This is a genomic window from Nesterenkonia sandarakina (assembly GCF_013410215.1).
GTDB lineage: Bacteria > Actinomycetota > Actinomycetes > Actinomycetales > Micrococcaceae > Nesterenkonia > Nesterenkonia sandarakina.
In genome coordinates, this window is sequence record NZ_JACCFQ010000001.1 from 2,309,439 (window position 1) to 2,331,922 (window position 22,484).

Below are 22,484 nucleotides of genomic sequence, written 5' to 3' on the forward strand. Positions count from 1 at the left end.
GAAGCCCACGATGCAGGCGATCGTGCAGGCCGGGTACGGCTCCAGCAGCGTCTTCGGTCTCGCCAGGATCCCCCGACCCGTGATCGCCGAGAACGAAGTGCTGGTGCAGGTTCGCGCGGCTGGCCTGGACCGCGGAACGTGGCACATGATGGTTGGCCGACCCTATCTCTTGCGGGTCATCGGCTTCGGCTTCCGAGGCCCGAAGAATCTGGTGCCGGGAATCGATGTCGCCGGAACGGTCGCGGAGGTTGGTTCTGCGGTGACCAGGTTCGCCGTGGGCGAGCCGGTCTACGGGATGTCCCGAGGCTCCTTCGCCGAGTACGCCGCGGTCTCAGAGACCAAACTGGCCCAGAAGCCGGGGGACCTCAGCTTCGAGCAGGCCGCAGTCGTCCCCATCTCCGCCGGAACAGCCCTGCAGGCGTTGCGTGACGTGGGTGAACTGCAAGCGGGGCAGAAGGTCTTGATCCTCGGTGCCTCCGGCGGTGTGGGCAGCTTCGCAGTGCAGCTGGCCAAGGAGCTTGGAGCGGAGGTGACAGGCGTCTGCAGTACTGGCAAGCAGGACTTCGTCCGATCCCTCGGCGCGGATCATGTCATGGACTACACCCGGGAGGACTTCGCTGACGGAAGCTCCCACTACGATCTGATCCTCGATATTGCAGGCAACCCCACGCTTGCCCGGCTGCGGCGCGCACTGACACCGAAGGGGACCGCCGTCATCGTCGGCGGTGAGGGAGGCGGTGACTTCACCGGAGGGTTCGGCAGAAACCTGCGAGCGCCGCTGCTGTCTCGGTTCGTGAGCCAGCGGCTGAGCATGCTCGCGGCCAAGGAACGCGGGAGTGACCTGGATCGACTCGCCGGCTATCTCCAGAGCGGGCGGATCGTGCCCAGCCTGGAGAGGACCTTCTCGCTGGGGGAGGTCCCAGACGCGATGCGGCATCTCGAAGCCGGGGAGGTGCGCGGGAAGGTCGCGATCACGATTGCCCCCGATGCAGAAGGTTGAGGGCTGCTCACGGCAGCGATCCCGGGCAGGGCGGGCCCGGTCCATCGCGCTGGCGCTGAACCCGGATGATCAGACAGCTTGGGGGCGTCAGCTCTGCGCTGACGCCCCCAAGTGATGTGCCTGACGGCACCGCGTTGAATCAGCCTGCGACGGGCAGCTTCAGCTGGTCGCCGACGAAGATCAGGTTGGGATCCTGGACGGTGTCGGTGTTGGCGTTCCAGATGTCCTTCCAGTCGAGACCCAGAGCGTTGGCGATCTTGGAGAGCGAATCGCCGGACTGCACGGTGTAGGTCTCGCCCGAGGTCTGCACCTGGGTCTGCTGCGGTGCCTGCTCGACGGGCGCCTGCTCCACAGGTGCCTGCTCGACCGGTGCGGGCTCGGGGGCCGGAGCAGGAGCGGGTGCTGGCTCAGGGGCTGGCTCGGGAGCGGGTGCTGGCTCAGGGGCCGGCTGAGGAGCCGGAGCAGGAGCTTCCTGCTGCGGAGCGGACTGCTCGGAGGTCGAGCCGCTCTGAGCAGCGCTGGTGGAGCCGCCGCCGCCGGGGTTGCCGGAGAGGCCGAGCTGGGAGGAGCAGGAGGGCCATGCGCCCCAGCCCTGGATCTCCCAGAGTGCGTGCGCGCGGCTGATCTGCTCGGACTTGCTGGCCTCGCTGGGCAGACCGGAGCCGCCCACTGCCTGCCAGGACTGCTGGGAGAACTGCAGGCCGCCGTAGTAGCCGTTGCCGGTGTTGATCGACCAGTTGCCACCGGACTCGCACTGCGCGAGCTGGTCCCACTGGCCCGAGGCGCTTGCAGCAGGAGCCTGAGCCACAACGGCTGCACCGGCCAGCGTGGCAGCAGCAAGTCCGCCGCCGAGAACCTTCTTGAAAGTCTGCTTGGTCTGCATGAGAGTTGAGTCCCGAAGTCCCTGCACTCGTGACCCTCCCGGGCCGTCCTCGTGCCACCGTCCGCCTTCATGATGTGTAGCGGTCAAGTTTCACCTGAGTCGGCATGGACGGTGGTGGGCAGCCGACTCCGGTGCTTCCGGGACGCCGTGTGCGGGCCTGGGAACGGAGGCCCAGTCGTCACGGCGGCATCACAGAAGATGTCCGATAACCAGTAAAAGGTCTCGGTTTGATTGCGTCAACCGGGGTTCAGGGACCCTGAGGCCCACAAGAACCCCGGAATCACGGGGAACAGGCTTCGTTATCTACCCGTTATCAACGTTTCTGTGAATAACATGTGAGTGACGCGAGTCGGTGGCTCTCCCCGCGCTTCGGTGCTCTCGCTGCGCGCAGAGCCACTTCCACAATGTGGGAATTTTGGTGCTGCAGCCGCCATCGCGGCTGATCTGGTGCAAGAATCGGGTGATGGACGGTGTGGATCGCGCAATCATTTCGGCGCTGCGGGAAGATGGTCGAATCTCCAACGCGGCCCTTGCCCAGAAGGTCGGGCTCACTGCTGGACCCTGCCTGCGGCGGGTGCAGCGGCTGGAGGCCGAGGGTGTCATCCTTGGCTACACCGCGGACATCAACCCGGAATCGCTGGGGCAGTCCTTCGAAGTCGGACTGGACATCGAGCTCAAGTGGGGGGACCGGGAGACCGTAGAACGCTTCGAGAACACGATGGCCGGGTACGAGGAGGTCCTGGAGCTGCTGCGACTCTTCGGCTCCCCGGACTACTTCGTCCGCGTCGCCGTAGCCGACCTCCACGCCTACGAGCGGTTCCTCACCAAGAAGGTGCTCACCATCCCTGGGGTGCAGGGCACAGATTCCGCCTTCCCGATGAAGATCATCAAGAGCCAGCGCCCGCATCTGAACACCGGGAAGTCCTTCGACGAGTGAGCCGGGGGTGAGCGCAGCCGAGCCGTCCCCGCCCACGCGACTGCCGCACCTGCTGATGGTGGTCACGGTGCTGATCGTGGCGGCGAACCTGCGTCCTGCCATCACGGTGGTGGGCCCGCTGATCGAACGGATCGGTGAAGACACCGGTCTTGGTCCGGCGGCGCTGGGGCTCTTGGGCGCGATTCCCGCCCTGGGCTTCGGCGTGGTCGCGCTCTTCGTGGCAGCGCTCGGGCGCCGCTGGGGACTGGAGCGGACGATCTTCGTCTCGTTGCTGCTGCTGGGGGTGGGCACGGCACTGCGGTCGCTGCCGCTGGGCGGGTTCTCCCTCTTTGCGGGAACGGTGATCCTCAGCGCAGCCATCGGGGTGGGCAACGTGCTGGTCCCGGCAGTGGTCAAGCGAGACTTCCCCGCTCGGGTCCCGGTGATGACCGGGCTCTATACGGCGGTGCTGGTCGGATGTGCGGCCATCGCGTCGGGCAGCGCGGTCCCGGTCGCAGCGGCCACCGGGTGGGAGTTCACCTTGGGGGTCTCCGCGATCTTCGCACTGATCTCTGCAGCGCTGTGGGGAGTCCGGCTCGGAGCCCCTCGCCGCCGCGGCGCATCACCGCGACCAGCGGCTGGCGCAGCGTCCAGGCCGGAGCTGGGTTCCACTGACGCTCCGGAGCACCATGATGCGAGCCCGGCAGCTCCCGACGCCGGGGCAGCACCTGCCGCACCCGAATCCACCGAGGGCCTCGACCCTGCCCCCAGGGACGACGTCGGCTCGCTCCCCGAGGCCCCTGCCCCGGGCACCCCAGGCCGATCCATGTGGCGCTCCGCCGTGGCCTGGCAGGTCACCGCCTACTTCGCCCTGCAGTCCGGGATCTTCTACCTGATGCTGACCTGGTTCCCGGCCATCCAGACCTCCCACGGAGTCACCGACGCCGCGGCAGGGTTCTGGCTCGGCGCGTATCAGGCCATCGGGATCCTCGCGAGCCTGGTGACGGGGCCGATCATGCAGCGTGCCGCGGATCAACGTGCGGTGATCGTGGCGCTGGCGGGCATCATGTTCTTCGGCGTGCTGGGAATCATCCTGCTCCCCGCGGCGATGCCGGTCTGGGCGCTGGTGGTCGGCTTCGCCTCGGGTGGGAACCTGCTGGCCGGGCTGACCCTGATCAGCATGCGCGCCCGGACTGCGGGGGAGGCCGGTCGCCTCTCCGGGATGGCGCAGGGGGTGGGGTACCTGCTCGCCGCGGTGGGTCCGCTGCTCGCCGGCAGCCTGTTCGAGCTCTCCGGGTCCTGGTCGCTGGTGCTGTGGATCATTGCCGGCGCCGTCGTCGTGATGGCGCTGGTGGGACTGCTCGCCGGTCGCCGGGTCGACGTGCTCTGAACTGCGCGCATCAGGGCCGAACGCGCTGACCCGGCGAGTGCGCTGACCCGGTGAGTGCGCTGGCATGGCCGTGTAGTGAACAGCTCAACGGTCAGCACCTCCGCACCCCAGCACCTCCGCACCTCAGCTCCAGGGGATCAGGCCCAGCGCCAGTGCGAGCACCAGGGCGACCACCGAGAAGATCCACATCGGCACGAAGGAGTACCGGATGTGTTTGCCGATGTCACAGCCGGCCAGGCCCAGCGCCAGCCACAATGCTGCGGAGAACGGGCTGATGAAGGTGCCGATGATGTTTCCGACCAGCACGGCGTAGACCACTGCGAGGGTGCTCACGCCGGCCTGCGTGGAGACTCCCTCCACCACTGGAAGCAGCGCGAAGTAGTGGGCATCGGTGCTCAGCAGCAGTTCCAGGGGCAGGCCGAACACTCCGACGATCAGGTGCAGGTAGGGGATCAGCGCACCAGGGAGGATCGCCACGGCGTCGGTGGCGAGCGACTCCAGCATCCCGGACTCCTCCAGGATGCCCAGGAAGCAGCCTGCGGCCAGCACGATCGCGCCGGTGGTGATGGCAGCGCCGCCGTTGATCTTCAACGTCTCCATCTGGTCGCTGACCTTGGGATGGTTGATCACCAGGGCCGCGCTGAGGCCCAGCATGAACGCCAGCGGGGCTGGCAGGATGTCCGAGATCAGCAGCGCCAGCATCCCGAAGACCAGCAGCGTGTTCACGATCATCCGCCACCGCGGGGTCGCCGCGGCGTTCTCGGTCCCGCCCCAGAGGTCATCGGCCTCGCCGGTGAATTCGTGAGTCCGGGCGCTGTGAGTGGTCTCCGCAATCTCGCCAGAGCCTCCCGCGCTGCCCTTGTCCCCTGAGTCGCCCGAGCCTCCGGTGCTGCCAAATCTTCCGGTGCTGCCGCGGCTCTCGGCGCCGGGTGTCGAGCCCTGGGCTGAGCCGAGGGTCGAGGCGGAGACGAGCTCGTGCTCCTCGATCCGCTCCTGCGTCTGGTCACCGGACAGGGTCTCAGCGTGCACCGGGGACCCGGCGCGGGCGGCGATGCGGCGCTGCTCGCGCAGCCCCAGCAGGACCGCGGTGACCACCAGCATCACCAGGCAGAGGACCTGTACCGGGATCAGTCCACGCCACAGCTCGATCGGGTCCATGCCCACGACGGCGGCGGAGCGCGCCACGGGTCCGCCCCAGGGGAGCATGTTCAACACCCCCATGCTCATGCCGGCCAGCAGCAGCAGCAGGTAGGGGCTCATCCCGAGGTGCCGGTAGAGCGGCAGCAGGGCCGGGATCACGATCAGGAACGTGGAGGCCCCGGCGCCGTCGAGGTGGCACACCGCCGCCAGGAGCACCGTGCCCACGCAGACCGCGATCACGTTTCCGCGGGTCAGTCTCACGGTGAGCCGCACCAGGGGTTCGAAGAGCCCGGCCTGGTTCATGATCCCGAAGAACAGGATGGCGAAGATCAGCATCACCGCGACGTCGAGGACCGCGCCGATGCCCTCTCCGAAGAAGTCGCCGATCTCCGTGAAGCTGAAGCCGGCCAGCAGCGCGCCGGCGAACGGGATCACGGTCAGTCCGACGATCGGCGCGATGCGCCCCATGATCAGCAGCGTCGTCATGGTGACGATCACCGCCAGGCCGATTAGGCTGAGCATGATTTTTTCTCCTCGATGCGCGTGGGGGATCGATCAGCGGCACGAATGTGAGCCAGATGACAGCATGGAACGGCTGTGATCGGGCCCACAGTTTTGTGCAGGTCCACGCAATATTGGTCATATTGGTCTCAGTGTCGGCGGAGACCGGCTCTCCCGGGCCAGACAAAGTCTCAGGCCCAGACCATGATCCAATTCCGGATCCCGATTCAGACCCACACCCGCATCCGAAGGAGCAGCAGCCGTGCCCGTGGCCTCATCCGGAGCCTCAGCCGCCCCAGGCGAGGTCTCGCTGGTCCGCCGGCTCTTCCGATGGAACATCGGGCTGCTGGTCGGGGCGGTGACTCTGGTGAGCCTGCTGTGGGGAGTGAATCAATACCTGGAGGTCCGCGCCCAGTACCAGGAGCGAGTGCTCACCATGGCGGAGTCTGTCGCGGTGATGTCCACCGTCCAGGACGCGCTGGAGACCGAGGACCCAGCCGAGATCCTGGCCCCGTGGGCCGAGACGCTGCGTCAGGCCAGCGGCTACGAATACATCATGATCGCCGACGCCGACGGGCTGCGACAGTCCCACCCGGACCCCGACGCGATCGGTGGCTCGCCCGAGCTGGACCCGGCGCCGGTGCTGGCGGGGGAGAGCTGGACCGGCGTGGAGCACGGGCACGCGGGTCTGACGATGCGCGCCAGGGTGCCGATCGCCAATGAGGCCGAGGAGATCATCGGATTCGTCTCGGTCGGCGTGCAGGCCTCCGAGGTCCGGCTGGCCTCGGTGCGTGAGCTCCCGCTGATCCTGGCCGCCGCGGCGCTCGCCGTGGGCATCGGCGCGCTGGGAGCCCGGATGCTGGCCCGTCGGCTGCGCGCAGACACCCACGGTCTGGAACCGCGGGAGATCACCGCACTGCTCGATGACCGTGAGGCGCTGCTGCATGCCATCGGCGAAGGGGTGATCGGCCTGGACCGCGACGGGCGCGTCGTACTGGCCAACACCCCGGCCCGCGAACTGCTGCGTCTGCCGGCCGACCACCTGGGACGCACCCCCGCGCAGCTGGGCCTCAGCCGGGACGCTCAGAAGGTGCTCACCGGACCAGAGCCGGGGGAGGATCTGCTGCTCAGCGTGGACGGGCTGATCCTGGTCTGCAACCGCAGGCCGGTGCGCATGCGCCAGGCCGACGGCGGCGTCGTCGTCACGCTGCGCGATCGCACCGAGCTCACCCGGCTCAGCGACCAGCTCGACGGGGCGCGCACCGTCACCGACGGGCTGCGCGCACAGCGCCACGAGTTCGCCAACCGGCTGCACACGGTCTCCGGGATGCTGGAGCTTGGCGGTGTGGACCAGGCCCAGGACTACCTCTGCGAGCTCTCACTGGCCACCTCCGGGGCCGATGCCGAGATCGCCGCCCGGATCGAGGACCTCACCGTCGCTGCCCTGGTCCTCGCCAAGTCGGTCCAGGCCGCCGAGCGCGGCGTGGAGTTCAGCCTCTCCGAGCTCTCGGCGCTGCCCGCCGGCAGCCCCCACGACCTGCGCGATGATCTGTTGCTGGTGATCGGGAACCTGGTGGACAACGCCATGGACGCGGCAGGCGTGGACGGGGCGGTGGAGCTGATGGTCAGACAGCACGGCGAGGTCACCGAGGGTCTCGTCGAGGTCCGCGTCATCGACTCAGGCCCAGGTCTGGACCCCGGGATCGCCCAGGAGATCTTCAGCATCGGGCGCTCCACCAAGGACTCCGCAGGTCGGCGCGGCCTGGGCCTGGCCCTGGTGCACCAGGCCTGCCGCAGACGCGGCGGCTCGGTCACCGTGGAGCAGGACCCAGAGACCAGCTTCTGCGCCTACCTGCCGATCCGAGCTGAGGTGCGCACGCCATGACCCGCTCGCCAGCCCCGAGCTCCCGCGGACCGGCGGGCGCCGCCCAGGTTCCCGTGCTGATCGTCGACGACGACGTCCGCGTGGCCCGGAATCACCAGGAGCTGGTCGACTCGATGCCCGGCTTCACGGTGGTGGCCACCGCCCACACTGCCGCCGAGGCCCTCGAGGCGGTCCGCCGCCACCGTCCAGGCCTGGTGCTGCTGGATCTCTTCCTGCCCGACCGCACCGGGCTGGCGGTGCTTGAGGAGCTCCGGAGCTCCACCTGGCTGCGCGAGGTCGGTGTGGTCGACGTCCTGCTGATCACTGCGCTGCGCGATGTCGAGCATGTGCGCACAGCCATGGCGATGGGTGCGCTGCACTATCTGATCAAGCCTTTCCCGCTGCGCCAGCTGCGCGATCAGCTGGAGCGCTATGCGGCGGCCCGCCAGCGAATGTCCGGACTGGCCACCGTCACCCAGAACGACGTCGACGCGCTCTTCGGGATGATGCGACCGATGGCGTCGCGCTCCATGGCCAAGGGTCTCACCGCGGCCACTGCCGAACGGGTCGCCCGTGAGCTGCGCTCGCGGCAGGGCGATGTCTCCGCCGTCGAGGTCTCGGAGAGCACCGGGATCGCCCGGGTCACCGCCCGCCGCTATCTCGAGCACCTGTGCGCGGAAGGTCGCGCTGAGCTCACGCTGCGCTACGGCCAGGCGGGACGACCAGAACACCGCTACCGCTGGGTGCCCTGAGCCGAGGCCGCAGGGCAGGCCGTGCTCCGCCGTCGGTGCCGCATTGACTAGGCTCATGCCATGAGCAGGCGCACCTGGACCGCAGCAAACCTCCCGGACCTCCACGGCCGCACCGCCGTGGTGACCGGGGCCAACAGCGGGGTCGGTTTCGCGACGGCGAGCGCGCTGGCCCGTGCCGGGGCGCATGTGGTGCTCGCGGTGCGAGATGAACAGCGCGGGCACACCGCCGCGGCGGCCATGTCCGGGCGCACCGAGGTGCGTCGGCTGGACCTGGCGGATCTGGGCTCGGTCCGGGACTTCGCGGCCGCCTGGAGTGGGCCGCTGGATCTGCTGATCAACAATGCCGGGGTCGCCGGAGGCCGAGGGTCCCTCACCAAGGACGGTTTCGACCTCCAGTTCGGCACCAACCACCTGGGGCATTTCGCGCTGACGAATCTGCTCCTGCCGCAGGTGTGCGATCGGGTGATCACCCTGGCCTCGGGGGCGCACCGCGCCGGAGACATCTACTTCGAGGACCTGGCGCTGCGCACCCGCCGGTACTCCCTGGCAGAGGCCTATGGTCAGTCCAAGCTCGCCAACCTGCTGTTCACCCTGGAGCTCGAGCGCCGACTGCGCCGCGGCGGATCCCGGGTGCAGTCCTTCGCCGCCCACCCCGGGTACTCCGCGACGAATCTCGGCACGCAGGGTCGCAGCAAGCCGCTCATCGCCACCGTCGATCTCGCCGGACGGCTGCTGGCGCAGACCAGTGAGCAGGGTGCGCTGCCGAGCCTGTTCGCCGCCACCCATGAGCTGCCGGGCGCCAGCTATGTCGGTCCGGACGGGCGCTGGGAGCTGCACGGCAGCCCGTCCCTGGTCGGTCGCTCAGCAAGGGCCAGCGATCCCGACCTTGCCCGGCGACTCTGGGAGGTCTCGGAGGAGCTCACCGGGATTCGCTTCGGCCTCGGGTCCGAGTAGCCGCCCCAGCTGCCTCGGATCTGTGGCGGGCTTCGGCACTGGTCGTGGGCGGCTGCCAAAGGGTGCGCGCTGCGACTGGAGGGTGCGGGCGGCGGCCCTCAGCCCGCTGCCCCGGCGATCTCCTGCAGCGCTTGGACATGAGCGGCGAAGGCGGAGCGCCCGGTGCGGGTGAGGCGAAGCCAGGTGATCTGCCGGGAGTCTCCGCGACCGGCCGAGGCGGCTTTGCTCGAGGACACATAGCCGGCGGCGGAGAGGGTCTTCAGGTGCTTCGAGAGCGTGGCGTCCGAGACCTGGAGCGTGTCACGCAGCACCGCGAAGTCCAGGTGATCCACCGGTCGCAGGAGACCGCAGATGCGCAGCCGTACCGGCGCGTGGATGGTCTCGTCGAATCGGGCCTCAGTCACGCCGCAGCTCCTCCAGGGCGCTGCGGTAGGCGAGTCCGGCAAGCCACGTCGTCGTCACGAAGGCGACCAGGGCAGTCAGCGCCACCGCCCAGGGAAGACCGAGGGAGACCAGGCCCAGGGAGACGCTGAAGAGCGCCAGACATGCCGCCAGGATCCCGGCGAGGGCCCAGCCCGCGCGGGCTCCCACGCTGCGCAGCCGCAGGCCGGTCTCGCGCTGGAGGAGGTGGGTGATGATCAGTGCGCCGACCAGGGCCAGCCACCCCGAGGTTGGGGGTTCATAGTGCTCCCCGGGAGAGATGCTCGCCGCGGAGGCCACCCACCACGCCGCCACACCTCCGAAGGTGGCCATGAGCGTCCGCGGGACTGCGGTCCGGGACGCCAGGCGTGCTCGGTCCTCGGTGAGCGTGTCCAGGGCAGAGGCGGCCTCGGTGGGAGAGACGCCCGAAGAGTTCTTTTCCATGCCGGAAAGTCTAAGTGTGGTTTTCCATAGCGGCAAGTGAAATCTGGTGCCGGTGTTCCGGACGGACTGGGCGAGGGGGAAGGGGTGCTCAGAGCACCGGCCGGAACGGGATCAGCGCCCACTCGGTCAGCCGCGCCATGGGGCGCCGTTCGCGCCACCTGTCGGTGCTGACGATCTCGCAGTGCTCCCGGTCGCTGAGAAAGACCTTCTCCATCTCTGCGGCGAACCCCGGGTCGATGACCTCCACGTTGGATTCGTAGTTGAAGGACAGCGACAGCCGGTCGATGTTGGCCGTGCCGATCGTGGACCATTCACCGTCGATCGTGGCGGTCTTGGAGTGCATCATGCTGCTGGCATAGAGCAGGATCGAGATCCCTGAGTCCAGCATCTCCCCGAAGAACCCGCGGGAGACCCAGTCGGCGAGGACGTGGTTGGAATCCTTGGGCACCATGACCTGCACGTCGACCCCGCGTTCCGCGGCGAGCTTCAGGGCGCGCAGGATCTGCTGGTCCGGGATGAAGTACGGGGTCGAGATCCAGATTCGGTCCTTGGCCCGCTCGATGGCCTTCAGATACATGTTCCGGATCGGGTAGACCAGGTCCACGGGAAGATTCGCGACCACGCGGACCGCGGGGTTCCAGTTATCCGGTGCGATCCAGGGGATCTGCTGGTCCGCGGGGCGGTCCTCGTTCCAGAGCCGGGCGATCGTCTGGCGCAGGCCCCAGACCGCGGGGCCGACTTCGCGCAGGTGGGTGTCGCGCCACTTCTGCGCGTAGAGCGATCCGATGTTGTATCCCCCGACGAAGCCGACGGTGTCATCGGCGACCAGGATCTTGGAGTGGTTGAACCCGGTGGACCGGATAGGGGCCTTCCAGAAGCTGCGACCGGCTGCGGGCATGCGATAGACCTGGACCTCGTCCGAGAGCTGGGCGTAGAAGCTGCGCGGCACGACCAGGTTCGCGAAGCCGTCGTAGATGATGAAGACCCTGACCCCGCGACGAGCCGCCGCGTTGAAGGCGTCGATGAACTTCTGACCTACCTCATCGTTCTTCCAGATGTAGGTCTTCATCAGGATCGTGTCCTGGGCGGTGTTGATCGCCTCGAGCATGTCCCCGTAGAGCGCTCCACCGTCGGTGTAGATGTCCATCGGCGTCTCGTCGATCCGGGCGGTGAACGTCCCGGGGCGCTGCGCGTCACGATCCTTCCGGCCGCGGTGCTTGATCAGATCCAGCGCCACCACCGAGACCGCGGTGAGCGTGGGCACGGCCAGCGCCGAACCGGCGACGACGAGCGGAAGAGTCCGCCGCGGAGGCCGCAGGCTGATCAGGCGGGTCTGGCGGGTCGTGAAGAGGCTCATGGAGTCACTCTAATCGGGTGAAGCCCCCATCTCTTGACCCCCGGTGTCTCGAGGATTCTCATGGAGGTACCGGATGCATCTCGTCCATCTCAACACGCTGGCGCTGGCCGGTGATCGCCGGTCAGCGAAGCTCCTGGAAGAGGGATCGCCATGATTCGCATGTTGCTTCAAGCCGCCATCAACGTGGCGATGGCCTCCCTGGGGCTGTTGCTCGCTCAGACCCTGGTCGATGGGGTCACGCTGCAGGCCTCGGGGTTCATCACCGCCGTCCTGGTCTTCGTCCTGGCGCAGGCCGTGCTGGGGCCGTTCGTGTTCAACATGGCACGGCAGTACGCCTCCGCCATCCTCGGAGGCGTGGGTCTGATATCAACCTTCCTGGCACTCTGGATCGCGACCCTGGTGCCGGACGGGCTGACCATCTCGGGGGTCACCGCGTGGGTCTTCGCCCCGCTCCTGGTCTGGATCGTCACCGCACTGGGAACCTGGATCCTGGGATATCTCGTGCTCAAACGCTGGTGGGACAAGCGCAAAGAGGAGAAGAACATCCGGCAGGCCATCGCCTGAGCCTGGGTGCGCCCGACCACGTCGTGCACGGTGATCCAGGACAGAGGCTCTGACGCCCATGCCATCCGGACAGGCACAGGAAGCACCCACGGCTGGCACACTTCTGCGGCTCTGCGTCCCCGCGATCCTCGTGGGCGTGGTCTCCGCCCTGGGACTTCTCCTCGTGGAGGGCGCAGCTCACCTGCTGGAGCAGCTCCTCTGGGAGAGGCTGCCTGAGGCCTGGGATGTGGATCCCGGCTCGGGCTGGTGGATCTTCGGGGTGCTGACTGCCGTGGGGCTGGGCGTCGCACTGATCGTCTCGTTCTTTCCAGGCGGTGCCGGGGAGGACTCCGCCACCGTGGAGCTGATGGGGCCCCCGCTGGCCCTGACGGCGCTGCCGGGACTGGTGCTGGTGAGCGTGCTGGTCCTGGCTGGTGGGGTGAGCCTCGGCCCCGAATCGCCGGTGATCGCGATCAACACCGCGATCCTGGTGGCGCTGCTCGCGCGGTTCCGGCCCGCACTCGAGGTGCGGCTGATCGTGATGCTGGCGGCCGCGGGCACCATCGGTGCATTGTTCGGCACTCCGGTGGCCGCGGCGCTGGTGCTCACCGGTGTGGTGGCGAAGGCCCCCGGCGCTGGCGCACTGTGGGACCGGCTGTTCCTGCCGCTGCTCGCCGCCGCCTCGGGGTCGCTGACCATGAGGCTGCTCCACGGACCGCAGCTGGGACTCACGGACGTGCCGCCGCTGGGCGTGCCAGAACCCTCGGATCTCCTGATCGGGGGCCTCGTCGCCTGCGCCGCGGCACTGGTGATCCTCGCCGGGGCCTCCGTGTTCGGACGGTTGCATGGGCTCTTCCGCCGGCTTCGCCACCCGCTGCTCTACACGACTCTGGGAGGCGTCATCCTGGGCGCCCTCGGGGCGCTGGGTGGTCCGATCACGTTGTTCAAGGGAGGTCAGCAGATGGCCGAGCTGGTCGCTCATGCGGAGGACTACACCACCTCTGAGCTGCTGCTGATCGTGGCCGTGAAGCTCACCGCACTGCTCATCGCGGCCACAGCAGGCTTCCGCGGCGGCCGGATCTTCCCGGCGGTGTTCATCGGGGCAGCGGTGGGCCTCCTCGTTCAGACGGTGCTCCCCGGGACACCACTGGGCCTTGCCCTGGCCTGTGGAGTGCTCGGCGCCGTCCTGGCCGAGTGTCGGGACGGGTGGATCGCCCTGTTCATCGCGGTCCTGGTGGCGGGGGACATCTCCCTGCTCTCCCTGCTCTGCGTGGTGGTGCTTCCGGTCTGGCTCCTGGTCATGCGGGCTCCGAAGATGCTGGTGCGCAAGGAGCAGGAGCAGCTCCCAGCGTGACCCCGGTCTCCTCGGGTGAATTCCGTTGGTCGGAACTCCTTGCGGGGCCATAAGGTAGTGCTCCGTGAGCACTCAGAGCCCCGCCTCCCAGACCTCCGCGCCCCAGCAGCTCGGCTTCCTCGACCGGTATTTCCACATCACGGCCCGCGGATCCAGCCTTGGCCGCGAGGTGCGTGGTGGTCTGGCGACCTTCTTCGCGATGTCCTACATCATCGTGCTGAACCCGCTGATCATCGGCGCCTCAGCCGACTCCACCGGCAACTTCCTGGGCGGCGGCTCGGAGCCGAACCTGCCCGCCGTCGCCGCGGCGACCTCGCTGATCTCCGGTCTGATGACCATCCTGATGGGGGTCATCGGCAAGTTCCCGATGGCGGTCTCCTCCTCCCTGGGGCTCTCGGCCTTCATCACCTACGGCATCGTGGTGCTTCCCGGGATGACCTGGGCTGATGCCATGGGTCTGGTGGTCATCGAAGGTGTCATCCTGCTGCTCCTGGTGCTCACCGGCTTTCGCTCCGCGATCTTCAACGCCGTTCCGGGGGCGCTGAAGATCGCGATCAGCGTGGGCATCGGACTCTTCATCGCGCTGATCGGCATGGTCAATGCCGGCTTCATCCAGAACAACGGCAGCACCGGACTGGAGCTCGGCGTCGGGGGATCCCTCTATGGCTGGCCGATCTTGATCTTCCTGATCGCCATGTTCGCCCTGTTCGCCATGTGGGCCGCGAAGGTCCGGGGCGCGATCCTGTACTCGATCGTCGGGGCCACAGTGCTCGCCATCACCCTGGAGTCGGTCTTCCGGATCGGCCCGCAGGTCGCCCAGGACGGTACCGAGAACCCCTACGGCTGGGGCCTGACGGTGCCGACCCTGGACCAGGACTGGCTGACCATGCCGGACCTGAGCCTGATCGGTGACTTCAACCTGCTGGGCTCCTGGGAGAGCATCGGCGTGGTCGCTGCGACCCTGGCGATCTTCACCTTGCTGCTGGCGAACTTCTTCGACCTGCTGGGCACCATGGTGGGCGTCTCCAACGCCGGGGGGATCAAGGACGACGACGGCGAGATCCCGCACTCCCGCCGGATCATGGTCGCCGACGCGGTGGGCACCATCGGTGGCGGCGTGGGTTCGACCTCGGTGAACTCCGGGTTCATCGAGTCCACCGTGGGTGTGGGCGACGGCGCGCGGACCGGTCTGGCCAACGTGGTCACCGGAGTGCTCTTCCTGGCCACCATCGTGCTGGCTCCGCTGGCAGCCGTGATCCCCACCGAGGCCGCCTCCGCCACTCTGGTGCTCGTCGGGTTCCTGATGATGCAGCAGATCGTGCGGATCGACTGGACCGATGTGGAGATGGCGATCCCGGCCTTCATGACCATCGTGGTCATGCCCTTCTCCTACTCGATCACTAACGGGATCGGGGCCGGCTTCATCAGCTACGTGGCGATCAGGGTCTTCCGCGGAAAATGGCGTGAGGTGCACCCGCTGATGTACATCACCGCGGCGCTGTTCGTGCTCTACTTCGTCTCCGGTCCCATCCAGGAGGCCCTGGGGGTCGGCTGATCGACACCTGTGGGACCTAAGGTCCTGGTGTGCTGCTGAGCGGCGGCGAGACGATGGTGCCTCGAGAGGAGGACGACACCATGGATGCTGTGATCGTCTACGAGTCCGCGTGGGGAAACACCAAGATCATCGCCGAGGCGGTCGCCGAAGGTCTGGCCGCCACCGTCGATGTCGGCAAGATCCTCGACGTCGGCTCCGCCGCCCCCTTCGAGAGGCGTGAGGCTGACCTCCTCGTTCTGGGCGCCCCGACCCATGCCTTCGGACTGAGCCGGCCGCAGACCCGTGAAGAGGCCGCCCGGCGTGGCGGGCACCCCGGGGATCTCGGAGTGCGGGAGTGGATCGGCGCCGTCGGCGAGCTGAACCTCCCGGTCGCGGTGTTCGACACCCATGTCCGCCGTCCGGACCTCCCCGGGACGGCCAGCAAGAAGGCCGCCAAGCTGCTGCGCAGTCATGGCGCCCGGCTGCTGGTGAAGCCGGAGAGCTTCTATGTGGCGGGATACGAGGGCCCGGTTCTGCCCGGAGAGATCGATCGCGCCACGAAGTGGGGCGCCGAACTTGCGCGACTGCTGCCAGAGCGTTCCCGCGCTGCCTGAGGGCGCAGCCGGGTATCCGGGGCTCAGTACCAGGCGGCCGAGAACTCCGGACGGTGCTTCTGAGGGGCGGAGGGTCGTGCGAGGAGAAGAAGCAGCACCAGCCATCCCACCAGGGGGATGAGTCCCAGGAGAGACATCGACCCGGGAAGTCCAGAATCGTGGAGCCGGCGCCAGGTGAGCGCGAGCAGCGGGATGACGGTGAGCGCCGCGATGAGCAGATGCAGACCGAGGATCGCCGCGGCGAACACGGCGCCGAAGCCTTCGAGCCAGATGCCGGGGGAGAACCCAGCGACTCCGAAGAGGTCCTGCGCGTCGGTGACCATATCTTCGGCGAAGAGCGTGCTGATGGTGATGATCGCTGTCACGCCGATGGCGGTGTGCACGAGGATCAGGAACAGGAAGGGCCACCAGAACTCCGGACGGGTGGAGTAGCCCCGGAACTGGATGTAGTTCTCCAAGAAGGAGGAGAGCGTGGCGTCTGGTCCGGAAGCATCGATCATCGGCGAGGTGATCTCGCCGGCGTAGAGCTGCATGAGATATCCCCGTTCTGATCGCGCGGAGGCGGTTCAAAGACCGCATCGATCAAGCACACTCTGGTCGTGTTTCGTCATGGCATGAAGGGGCCTTGGTCCTATCGGATTCCGGCCCGCGCTCCTGTACGTTCCTCGGCGTGCAGTCAGTCGTGTCCGTGCCCAGCCCTAAGCTCACCTCTGTTGCTATCGAATGTATGTTCGAATACGATGAGGCTCCCGGGCTTCCCATCGGCTTCGTCATACCTCTTAGAGACACGAAAGAGGAGCCTGCCCATGTCCACCGTTATTCGTCCCGAAGCCGACCGAGCACCCCGCCGCGGAGCGGTGACGCTCACCGAATCCATCGATATTGAATGCGACGAGCAGTTCCTGCCCCATCGGGTGATCTGGAAAGAGCGGAGGCACCTCGTGGTCGAAGCACCGGTCCGCTGGTACCAGCGGCGCAGCTGGTGGGTGGAGGAGCCTCGCGCAGAGCGCGGTCGCCCTGGACTGGTGGCCCATGAGATGTGGCGGCTGCAGGTCCAGCTCGAAGCCACCTCCCGCACCGAGGTCCCCGAGGTGCAGACCATCGATGTCAGCCGGCATCTGGCCTCCGGGCGCTGGCGTCTGGTCCGGGTCCATTGACCTTCACCCACCTGAACGTGGCCAGCTCCTTCAGCAGCCACTACGGCACCAATCGCCCCCAGGAGCTGGTCGCGGCCGCTGCGGCAGATCAGATGACGGCGCTGGCCCTCACCGATCGGGACGGCCTCTACGGGGCGGTCAAGCACATCGGTGCCTGCATCGACTTGGGCATCGCACCGATCCTCGGGGTCAGTCTTGTGGTGGAGGACCGCGGCCGTGCCGTGGTCCTGGCCAGCAACGCCTCCGGCGGGTATGCGGCACTGTGTCGGCTGATCTCCCGGGCTCATGAACGCCCGCAGGGTGAGGCGGCCCGGGTGAGCCTGCAGGACCTGGCCGAGTGTGCTGCCCCCGGGGAGGGTGAGGTGCGCCGTCGTCTGTTCGTCCTGGCCGGACCGGAGAGTGAGGTCGGCGCTGCGGCGGCCTCTCGGGACTACCGCAGCACGCGGGCGCTGCTGCGCCAGTGGCGTGAGGTGCTCGGCGAGGCGCTGCGGGTGGAGGTCGTCTCGCATCTGGCGCCGCCGGGGGAGGCGCTCTCCACTGCGCACGCCGTGCGGATGCTCAGCGCGGCTCAGGTCAGCCGGGTCACCCCGGTGCTGACCAATGCGGTGCGGCTGCTGAGCACCGATGAGGCGGCCACCGCCGATGTGCTCGACGCCGTGCGGGTGCTCTCCGACCTGCACAGCACCTCCGCGCTGCAGCCCACCGATCAGGGCTGGCTCAAGCCCGCCGCCGCGATGAAGGCGCTGGCCGCGGAGATCTGCGCGGCGAGCACCACTCCGATCTCGGCTGAGGAGCTGCTGGCCCACACCGAGGCGCTGGGCCGGCAGTGTCAGCTGGATCCGGTCCAGGACATGGGCTGGGGTCAGCCCAAGGTGCCCGAGACCTCCGTCATCGGGATCGAAGGTGATCCGGATCAGGAGCTGCGTGCCCGCTGTGAAGCCGGTCTGGCTGAGATGCTCGCCCAGGAGGAGATCGAGCGGCAGGCCGAAGAGAGCCGCGCCCCTGGAAGCGCGGGAAGCTCAGAAGGCCCGGTGAACCCGTCGGGCGCGGGGAGCCCGGGAAGCTCAGAAGGCCTGGGAGGCCCAGAAAACCCCGCGGGCAGGGGAGTCGCCCGGGCGCGCCTGGAGCATGAGCTGAGCATCATCGCCGATCTCGGCTTCGCCCCCTATTTCCTGACCGTGGCCGAGGTGGCCCGGCTGATCCGCGAGATGGGGGTCCGTGCCGCGGCGCGCGGCTCGGCGGTCTCCTCGCTGGTGGTCCACGCGCTGGGGATCAGCCCCATCGATCCGTTGCAGCACGGCCTGATCTTCGAGCGTTTCCTCTCTCGGAGGCGCTCCACCCTGCCCGATATCGACATCGATGTGGAGTCCTCTGAGCGGCACCGGATCTACCGGGCCGTGTTCAAACGCTTCGGTGCCCATCGGGTCACCTTGATGAGCATGCAGAACGCGTACCGGATCCGCGGCGCGGTCCGGGATGCCGGGCTCGCACTGGGACTCCCTGAGGAGGAGATCGATCAGCTTGCGGAGATCATGTGGCGTTTTCCCGCCCGGGAGTTCCGCCGCGCGCTCGAGGAGAAGCCCGAGCTGCAGAGCCTGGCCGAGCGGATCGAGACCGAGCGCAGCTCCGGGCGTCAGCAGCTGGACCTGCTGGTGGATCTCTCAGAGCGGTTGGACCGGCTGCCCCGGCACATCTCCACCCATCCCTGCGGGGTGATCCTGGGCAACAACGATCTGCTCAAGCTCACCCCGGTGGAACGCTCCGGGGTCAACGGGCTGCCGATGAGCCAGTTCGACAAGGACGACATGGACCCGATGGGGTTCATCAAGCTTGATGTCCTGGGGGTGCGGATGCAGTCGGCGATCGCATACGCCCTGACCGAGCTCGAACGCACCACCGGGGAGGTCATCGACATGGTCAAGGACGTGGACTATGCCGATCCTGCGACCTTCGCGATGATCCAATCCACCCATACTCTGGGCTGTTTCCAGATCGAGAGCCCGGGGCAGCGCGAGCTGATCGGGAAGCTGGTGCCCAAGACGCTCAACGACCTGGTGGTGGACATCTCGCTGTTCCGTCCCGGACCTATGGGATCGGGCATGGTCAAGCCCTATCTGGAACGCCGTCACGGCTATGAGGCGGTGAGCTACCCGCACCCTGATCTGGCGCCGATCCTCGATGAGACCTACGGGGTGGTGGTCTTCCACGAACAGGTGCTGCGGATGTTCGACACGATGACCGGGTGTGGTCTGGACGTCGCCGATGAGCTGCGCCGGGCGATGAGCAAGGACAAGTCCGGGCCGGTGGAGATCTTCTTCCGCGAGGAGGCGGCCAAGCGTGACTACTCCGCTGCGGTGATCGATCGCGTCTGGGAGATTCTGCTCAGTTTCGGCAGCTTCGGCTTCTGCAAGGCCCATGGGGCGGCGTTCGCGGTGCCCACCTACCAGTCGGCGTGGCTGAAGACCCACCACCCGGCCCACTTCCTGTGCGGTCTGTTCGAACACGACCCGGGCATGTACCCGCTGCGGCTGCTGGTCTCCGAGGCCCGCCGGCTGAAGATCCCGCTGCTGCCGATGGACGTCAACCGTTCCACCAGCAGCTATCACGTGGAGGCGACCTCGGTGGCGGGGCTGCCGGTATGGGGGATCCGGATGTCGCTGGTCGGGCTGAAGGGGATCTCGAAGGCCGAGCTGCGCCGGATCGAGGCGGAGCAGCCCTTCGCCTCCCTGGCGGATCTGCGCGACCGGGCCCGGTTGAAGCGCTCCACGCTGCGAGATCTGGCCAAGGTGGGGGCCCTGGACGCGCTGCTGCCGGAAGGGCGGAAGCACCGGAAGGACCTCATCCAATGGGTGGAGTCCACCAACCTGGAATACGCCAAGAAGCTGCCGGCCCGCCAGGTCCAGGGCCAGCTGCCCCTGCCCATCGGGGATGTGGAGATCGCGAACCTGCCCACCGGAGCAGGGGAGCTCGCGGTCCAGGAGATCGTCACCACTGAGCTGGACCTGACCTCGCTGGACACCAGCGGGCATGTGATGGATATCCACCACCCGGTGCTTCAGGGGGCCGGGGTCAGCTTCGCTGAAGACCTGCTCTCCCTGCGCAACGGCGCCACCGTCCGGGTGGCCGGCATCCGGGTGGCCACCCAGACCCCGCCGATGGCTTCGGGCAGGCGGGTCGTGTTCATCACTCTCGACGACGGCACCGGCTGCGTGGATCTGAGCTTCTTCGAAGAGGCGCAGCGCAACACCGGGGAGTGCCTCTTCGCGGCGAAGATGTTGATGGCCGAAGGCACCATCCGGCGCACCGGCCCCCGGGCGGTCACCGTGCAGGCGACTCGAGCCTGGGATCTGCGAGGGGAGACGGTGCCGGGGCGGCTTCCCGCCGCAGCAGGCTCTCTTTGATCTGAACCCCGTAACGGAAGCCACCGAGCCCGCCGTCGGTGCGGATGACCCGATGACAAGGCACGAAGAGCGCCGCTGCGTTCATCGCACAGGCCCCGGCCGCTGCGCGGACGGCCGCCGGGCGTCCCGCGCGCTGCGCGTAGCTGGCGTAGGTCAGCGGGGCGCCCGGTGCCACCTGGCGCAGCACTTCCCAGGCCTGTTCCCGGAACGGACCGGAGCGCTGTGCCACCGGCACGCTGTCCAACGCCGCGGTGTCCCCGGCGTAATAGTCCGCCACCGCCTCAGCGGCATGGGTGAGCACCGACCCTTGCCCCGGCACGGCAGCCTGGTCGCCCGGTGCAGGGTCTGCCGCGCGCAGCGTCGGGTGGATCAACTCGATCAGGGACGCGATGTCCCAGGTCCAACCCGAGGCCAGGACATGGCTGTCATTGGCCACCACGCTGAAAGGTCCATCGGGTGTGCTGAAGCTGGCGTAGTGCAGGGAGTTCTGTGGGGGTGTCATGGAGCGGTGTCCTTTCGGGTATGTCCTGGCTGGCGCTCGGCTGCAGTGGCTGCGGCGTGCCAGAGGTGCATTGCGGCGTAGGAGCGCCACGGGGACCAGCGTTGGGCATGGATCTGGAGCCTGCGGTGCGCGGCGGTCTTCTTCAGCTCCGGGTCCAACAGACCGAGCATCTTCGCGCTGCTCAGCAGGACGACGTCGCCGCTCATCCAGACATCGGGGTCACCGAGCACGCGCAGCATCAGGTAGGACGCGGTCCAGGGTCCGATGCCGGGCATGGCGGTCAGTGCCTCGTGGAGCTGCCGGGTGTCTGCCCCCTGGTGCAGATTGAGTTCACCGCTGGCCGCCGCGGCCGCGGCGCGGCGGACAGTGGCGATGGAACGAGCGGGAAGCCGCAGCGGTCGCTGCGGATCCAGCGCGACCGGGTGTGTCGAGTCGGTGCGCGAGGGCGGCGCCGGGACCCCGGCGAGGATCTCCTCCGGGGTGGGGAAGAGCCGGTACAGGCCGGCGAAGGATGATTCCTGCGCTGTGCCCAGCGCGTCGACCAGCCGGGTGAGGTGGGAACGGGCCGCCGCCACCGAGATCTGTTGACCTACGATGGCGCGGATCAGGTACTCGGGACCGTCTGCGGTGCCCGGGATGCGCAGTCCCGGGGCCCGGGCGACCAGGGGAGCCAGCACGGGGTCAACGGAGAGGGCGTCCTGGACAGCGAGCGGGTCTGCGTCGAGATCGAAGAGCCGCCGCGCCACGGCGACGGCGACCGGAATGTCCGTCCAGGCGCTGAGCTCGCACTCCAGGTGCAGCTGCCAGTCCAGGCTTCGCGGCGCTGGTTCCTGCCCGGCGGGGACTGCTGAGGGCACGGTCGCTGGTGCTGGCTCTGGTGAGAGTGCCGGGCCCGGTGACGGTCTGCGCTGAGCCGGGGAGGTCTGGACTGGAGTCGCGGTGACCTGGATCGCGGCCGGGCCATGGGCCAGCCGCAGGGTCCGCGCGTAGACCAGCGTCTCTTCGTGGAACTGGACGGCCTCCACGCCCGGGATCACGCGCTCGGCGAGGAATCTGAAGACTTCGATCGCATTGAACGGGGCCCGCACCGGCAGGTCCAGGCGCAGCGCGAAGGGCTGACCTGGCGAGGACTCCGTGGTGCCGGGCCCAGGGGGTCCTGCGGGCACGCCAGCGCGATGTGCCCGCCGACGGATCTCACCCGGTGCTGCACCTAAGACGGTGCGGGCGGTGTCGTTGAACTGGCGGACCGAGGAGAACCCGGAGGCGAAGGCGATCTCGGTGATCGGCAGAGACGTGCTGACCAACAGACTCCGCGCCAGGTGGACCCGGTGGGCACGGGCAAGGGCCAGCGGACCGGCGCCTAGTTCAGCACGCAGCGTCCGGTGCAGGTGCCGGCTGCTGTAGCCCAATGTCGCACTCAGGGCGGCCACGCCGCCGTCGTTCATGGTGCCTTCCCGGATCAGTCGCATGGCCCGCCCGGCCAGGTCCTGTCGGATGTTCCACTCCGGGGTGCCTGGGGCTGCCTCGGGGAGGCAGCGTTTGCAGGCCCGGTATCCGTTCTCATGTGCGGCGGCGGAGGTGGAGTAGAAGGTGACATTCTGCGGCTGAGGGGTCTGCGCCGGGCAGGATGGGCGGCAGTAGATCATCGTGGAGGACACAGCGGTGAAGAACTGCCCGTCGAAGCGGCGATCCCGAGACATCACGGCCCGGTAGCGGCGCTGAAACTCGTCCTCCTGGTCCATGCCTCTATTCCACCTT

Annotated in this window: 20 protein-coding genes; 12 read left to right on the forward strand and 8 right to left on the reverse strand. The window is 68.1% G+C overall.

Features of this window, described 5'->3' with window-relative positions; genetic code table 11:
* The first annotated feature begins 10 nt into the window (after nucleotides 1–10).
* A complete protein-coding gene (locus HNR11_RS10590) occupies nucleotides 11–1,000 on the forward strand; it encodes an NAD(P)-dependent alcohol dehydrogenase (protein WP_179442231.1) in 990 nt (329 codons plus the stop codon).
* 139 nt (nucleotides 1,001–1,139) lie between these two features.
* On the opposite strand, the gene HNR11_RS10595 is transcribed toward HNR11_RS10590, so the two are convergent.
* Complete coding sequence (locus HNR11_RS10595; RefSeq protein ID WP_179442232.1) at nucleotides 1,140–1,883, reverse strand: LysM peptidoglycan-binding domain-containing protein; 744 nt, start codon at nucleotides 1,881–1,883, stop codon at nucleotides 1,140–1,142.
* A gap of 463 nt (nucleotides 1,884–2,346) precedes the next feature.
* Between HNR11_RS10595 and HNR11_RS10600 the strand changes: the two genes are divergently transcribed.
* Together HNR11_RS10600 and HNR11_RS10605 are read left to right on the forward strand one after the other, a co-directional pair.
* Complete coding sequence (locus tag HNR11_RS10600) at nucleotides 2,347–2,820, forward strand: Lrp/AsnC family transcriptional regulator (protein ID WP_058889497.1); 474 nt, start codon at nucleotides 2,347–2,349, stop codon at nucleotides 2,818–2,820.
* Nucleotides 2,821–2,827: 7 nt separating this feature from the next.
* Nucleotides 2,828–4,189: an MFS transporter gene (locus HNR11_RS10605; protein WP_179442233.1), complete on the forward strand. Its 1,362-nt coding sequence runs from the start codon at nucleotides 2,828–2,830 to the stop codon at nucleotides 4,187–4,189.
* A 123-nt stretch (nucleotides 4,190–4,312) separates the two neighbouring features.
* Here the strand turns inward: HNR11_RS10605 and HNR11_RS10610 are convergent, their stop codons facing one another.
* On the reverse strand, nucleotides 4,313–5,851 hold the full coding sequence (locus tag HNR11_RS10610) for a CitMHS family transporter (protein ID WP_179442234.1): 1,539 nt from the start codon (nucleotides 5,849–5,851) through the stop codon (nucleotides 4,313–4,315).
* Between the two features lie 241 nt (nucleotides 5,852–6,092).
* Between HNR11_RS10610 and HNR11_RS10615 the strand changes: the two genes are divergently transcribed.
* The 3 genes from HNR11_RS10615 to HNR11_RS10625 are packed head-to-tail and all read left to right on the forward strand — an operon-like array spanning nucleotide 6,093 to nucleotide 9,400.
* Nucleotides 6,093–7,715, forward strand: coding sequence for an ATP-binding protein (locus tag HNR11_RS10615; RefSeq protein ID WP_218849688.1), 1,623 nt, complete (start codon nucleotides 6,093–6,095; stop codon nucleotides 7,713–7,715).
* Complete coding sequence (locus tag HNR11_RS10620) at nucleotides 7,712–8,446, forward strand: response regulator (protein WP_179442235.1); 735 nt, start codon at nucleotides 7,712–7,714, stop codon at nucleotides 8,444–8,446. The genes HNR11_RS10615 and HNR11_RS10620 overlap by 4 nt, the downstream gene beginning before the upstream one ends.
* Before the next feature lie 60 nt (nucleotides 8,447–8,506).
* The gene (locus HNR11_RS10625; RefSeq protein WP_179442236.1) at nucleotides 8,507–9,400 is read left to right on the forward strand and encodes an oxidoreductase; all 894 of its coding nucleotides are present in this window, start codon (nucleotides 8,507–8,509) and stop codon (nucleotides 9,398–9,400) included.
* A gap of 98 nt (nucleotides 9,401–9,498) precedes the next feature.
* Here the strand turns inward: HNR11_RS10625 and HNR11_RS10630 are convergent, their stop codons facing one another.
* From HNR11_RS10630 to HNR11_RS10640, 3 genes are all read right to left on the reverse strand, one after another.
* Nucleotides 9,499–9,804, reverse strand: coding sequence for a transcriptional regulator (locus HNR11_RS10630; RefSeq protein WP_058889307.1), 306 nt, complete (start codon nucleotides 9,802–9,804; stop codon nucleotides 9,499–9,501).
* On the reverse strand, nucleotides 9,797–10,264 hold the full coding sequence (locus tag HNR11_RS10635; RefSeq protein ID WP_179442237.1) for a hypothetical protein: 468 nt from the start codon (nucleotides 10,262–10,264) through the stop codon (nucleotides 9,797–9,799). Before HNR11_RS10635 ends, HNR11_RS10630 begins: the two co-directional genes overlap by 8 nt.
* Before the next feature lie 88 nt (nucleotides 10,265–10,352).
* On the reverse strand, nucleotides 10,353–11,621 hold the full coding sequence (locus HNR11_RS10640) for a phospholipase D-like domain-containing protein (RefSeq protein WP_179442238.1): 1,269 nt from the start codon (nucleotides 11,619–11,621) through the stop codon (nucleotides 10,353–10,355).
* A 159-nt stretch (nucleotides 11,622–11,780) separates the two neighbouring features.
* Here HNR11_RS10640 and HNR11_RS10645 point away from each other — a divergent pair, with 159 nt between their 5' ends.
* The 4 genes from HNR11_RS10645 to HNR11_RS10660 all read left to right on the forward strand — a co-directional run bounded on the left by HNR11_RS10645 (nucleotide 11,781) and on the right by HNR11_RS10660 (nucleotide 15,666).
* Nucleotides 11,781–12,185, forward strand: a complete 405-nt coding sequence (locus HNR11_RS10645) for a phage holin family protein (RefSeq protein ID WP_218849690.1) — start codon at nucleotides 11,781–11,783, stop codon at nucleotides 12,183–12,185.
* Between the two features lie 58 nt (nucleotides 12,186–12,243).
* Entirely contained in the window at nucleotides 12,244–13,518 is a 1,275-nt protein-coding gene (locus tag HNR11_RS10650; protein WP_179442240.1) for an ion channel protein, read from the forward strand.
* A 64-nt stretch (nucleotides 13,519–13,582) separates the two neighbouring features.
* Nucleotides 13,583–15,073: a solute carrier family 23 protein gene (locus tag HNR11_RS10655; protein ID WP_179442241.1), complete on the forward strand. Its 1,491-nt coding sequence runs from the start codon at nucleotides 13,583–13,585 to the stop codon at nucleotides 15,071–15,073.
* An 80-nt stretch (nucleotides 15,074–15,153) separates the two neighbouring features.
* The gene (locus HNR11_RS10660; RefSeq protein ID WP_179442242.1) at nucleotides 15,154–15,666 is read left to right on the forward strand and encodes a flavodoxin family protein; all 513 of its coding nucleotides are present in this window, start codon (nucleotides 15,154–15,156) and stop codon (nucleotides 15,664–15,666) included.
* A gap of 23 nt (nucleotides 15,667–15,689) precedes the next feature.
* Here the strand turns inward: HNR11_RS10660 and HNR11_RS10665 are convergent, their stop codons facing one another.
* The gene (locus HNR11_RS10665; RefSeq protein ID WP_179442243.1) at nucleotides 15,690–16,199 is read right to left on the reverse strand and encodes a DUF805 domain-containing protein; all 510 of its coding nucleotides are present in this window, start codon (nucleotides 16,197–16,199) and stop codon (nucleotides 15,690–15,692) included.
* Between the two features lie 273 nt (nucleotides 16,200–16,472).
* On the opposite strand from HNR11_RS10665, the gene HNR11_RS10670 reads away from it, so the two are divergent.
* Both HNR11_RS10670 and HNR11_RS10675 read left to right on the forward strand, forming a co-directional pair.
* Nucleotides 16,473–16,823 carry a hypothetical protein gene (locus HNR11_RS10670; RefSeq protein WP_058889299.1) on the forward strand — a complete coding sequence of 117 codons (351 nt, stop codon included), beginning with the start codon at nucleotides 16,473–16,475 and terminating at the stop codon, nucleotides 16,821–16,823.
* Nucleotides 16,706–20,224 carry a DNA polymerase III subunit alpha gene (locus HNR11_RS10675; protein ID WP_425488264.1) on the forward strand — a complete coding sequence of 1,173 codons (3,519 nt, stop codon included), beginning with the start codon at nucleotides 16,706–16,708 and terminating at the stop codon, nucleotides 20,222–20,224. Before HNR11_RS10670 ends, HNR11_RS10675 begins: the two co-directional genes overlap by 118 nt.
* Here the strand turns inward: HNR11_RS10675 and HNR11_RS10680 are convergent.
* On the reverse strand, nucleotides 20,142–20,726 hold the full coding sequence (locus HNR11_RS10680; protein WP_179442245.1) for a methylated-DNA--[protein]-cysteine S-methyltransferase: 585 nt from the start codon (nucleotides 20,724–20,726) through the stop codon (nucleotides 20,142–20,144). The two genes, HNR11_RS10675 and HNR11_RS10680, sit on opposite strands and share 83 nt — an antisense overlap.
* Nucleotides 20,723–22,468 carry a DNA-3-methyladenine glycosylase 2 family protein gene (locus HNR11_RS10685; protein WP_179442246.1) on the reverse strand — a complete coding sequence of 582 codons (1,746 nt, stop codon included), beginning with the start codon at nucleotides 22,466–22,468 and terminating at the stop codon, nucleotides 20,723–20,725. Before HNR11_RS10685 ends, HNR11_RS10680 begins: the two co-directional genes overlap by 4 nt.
* Nucleotides 22,469–22,484 lie beyond the last annotated feature (16 nt).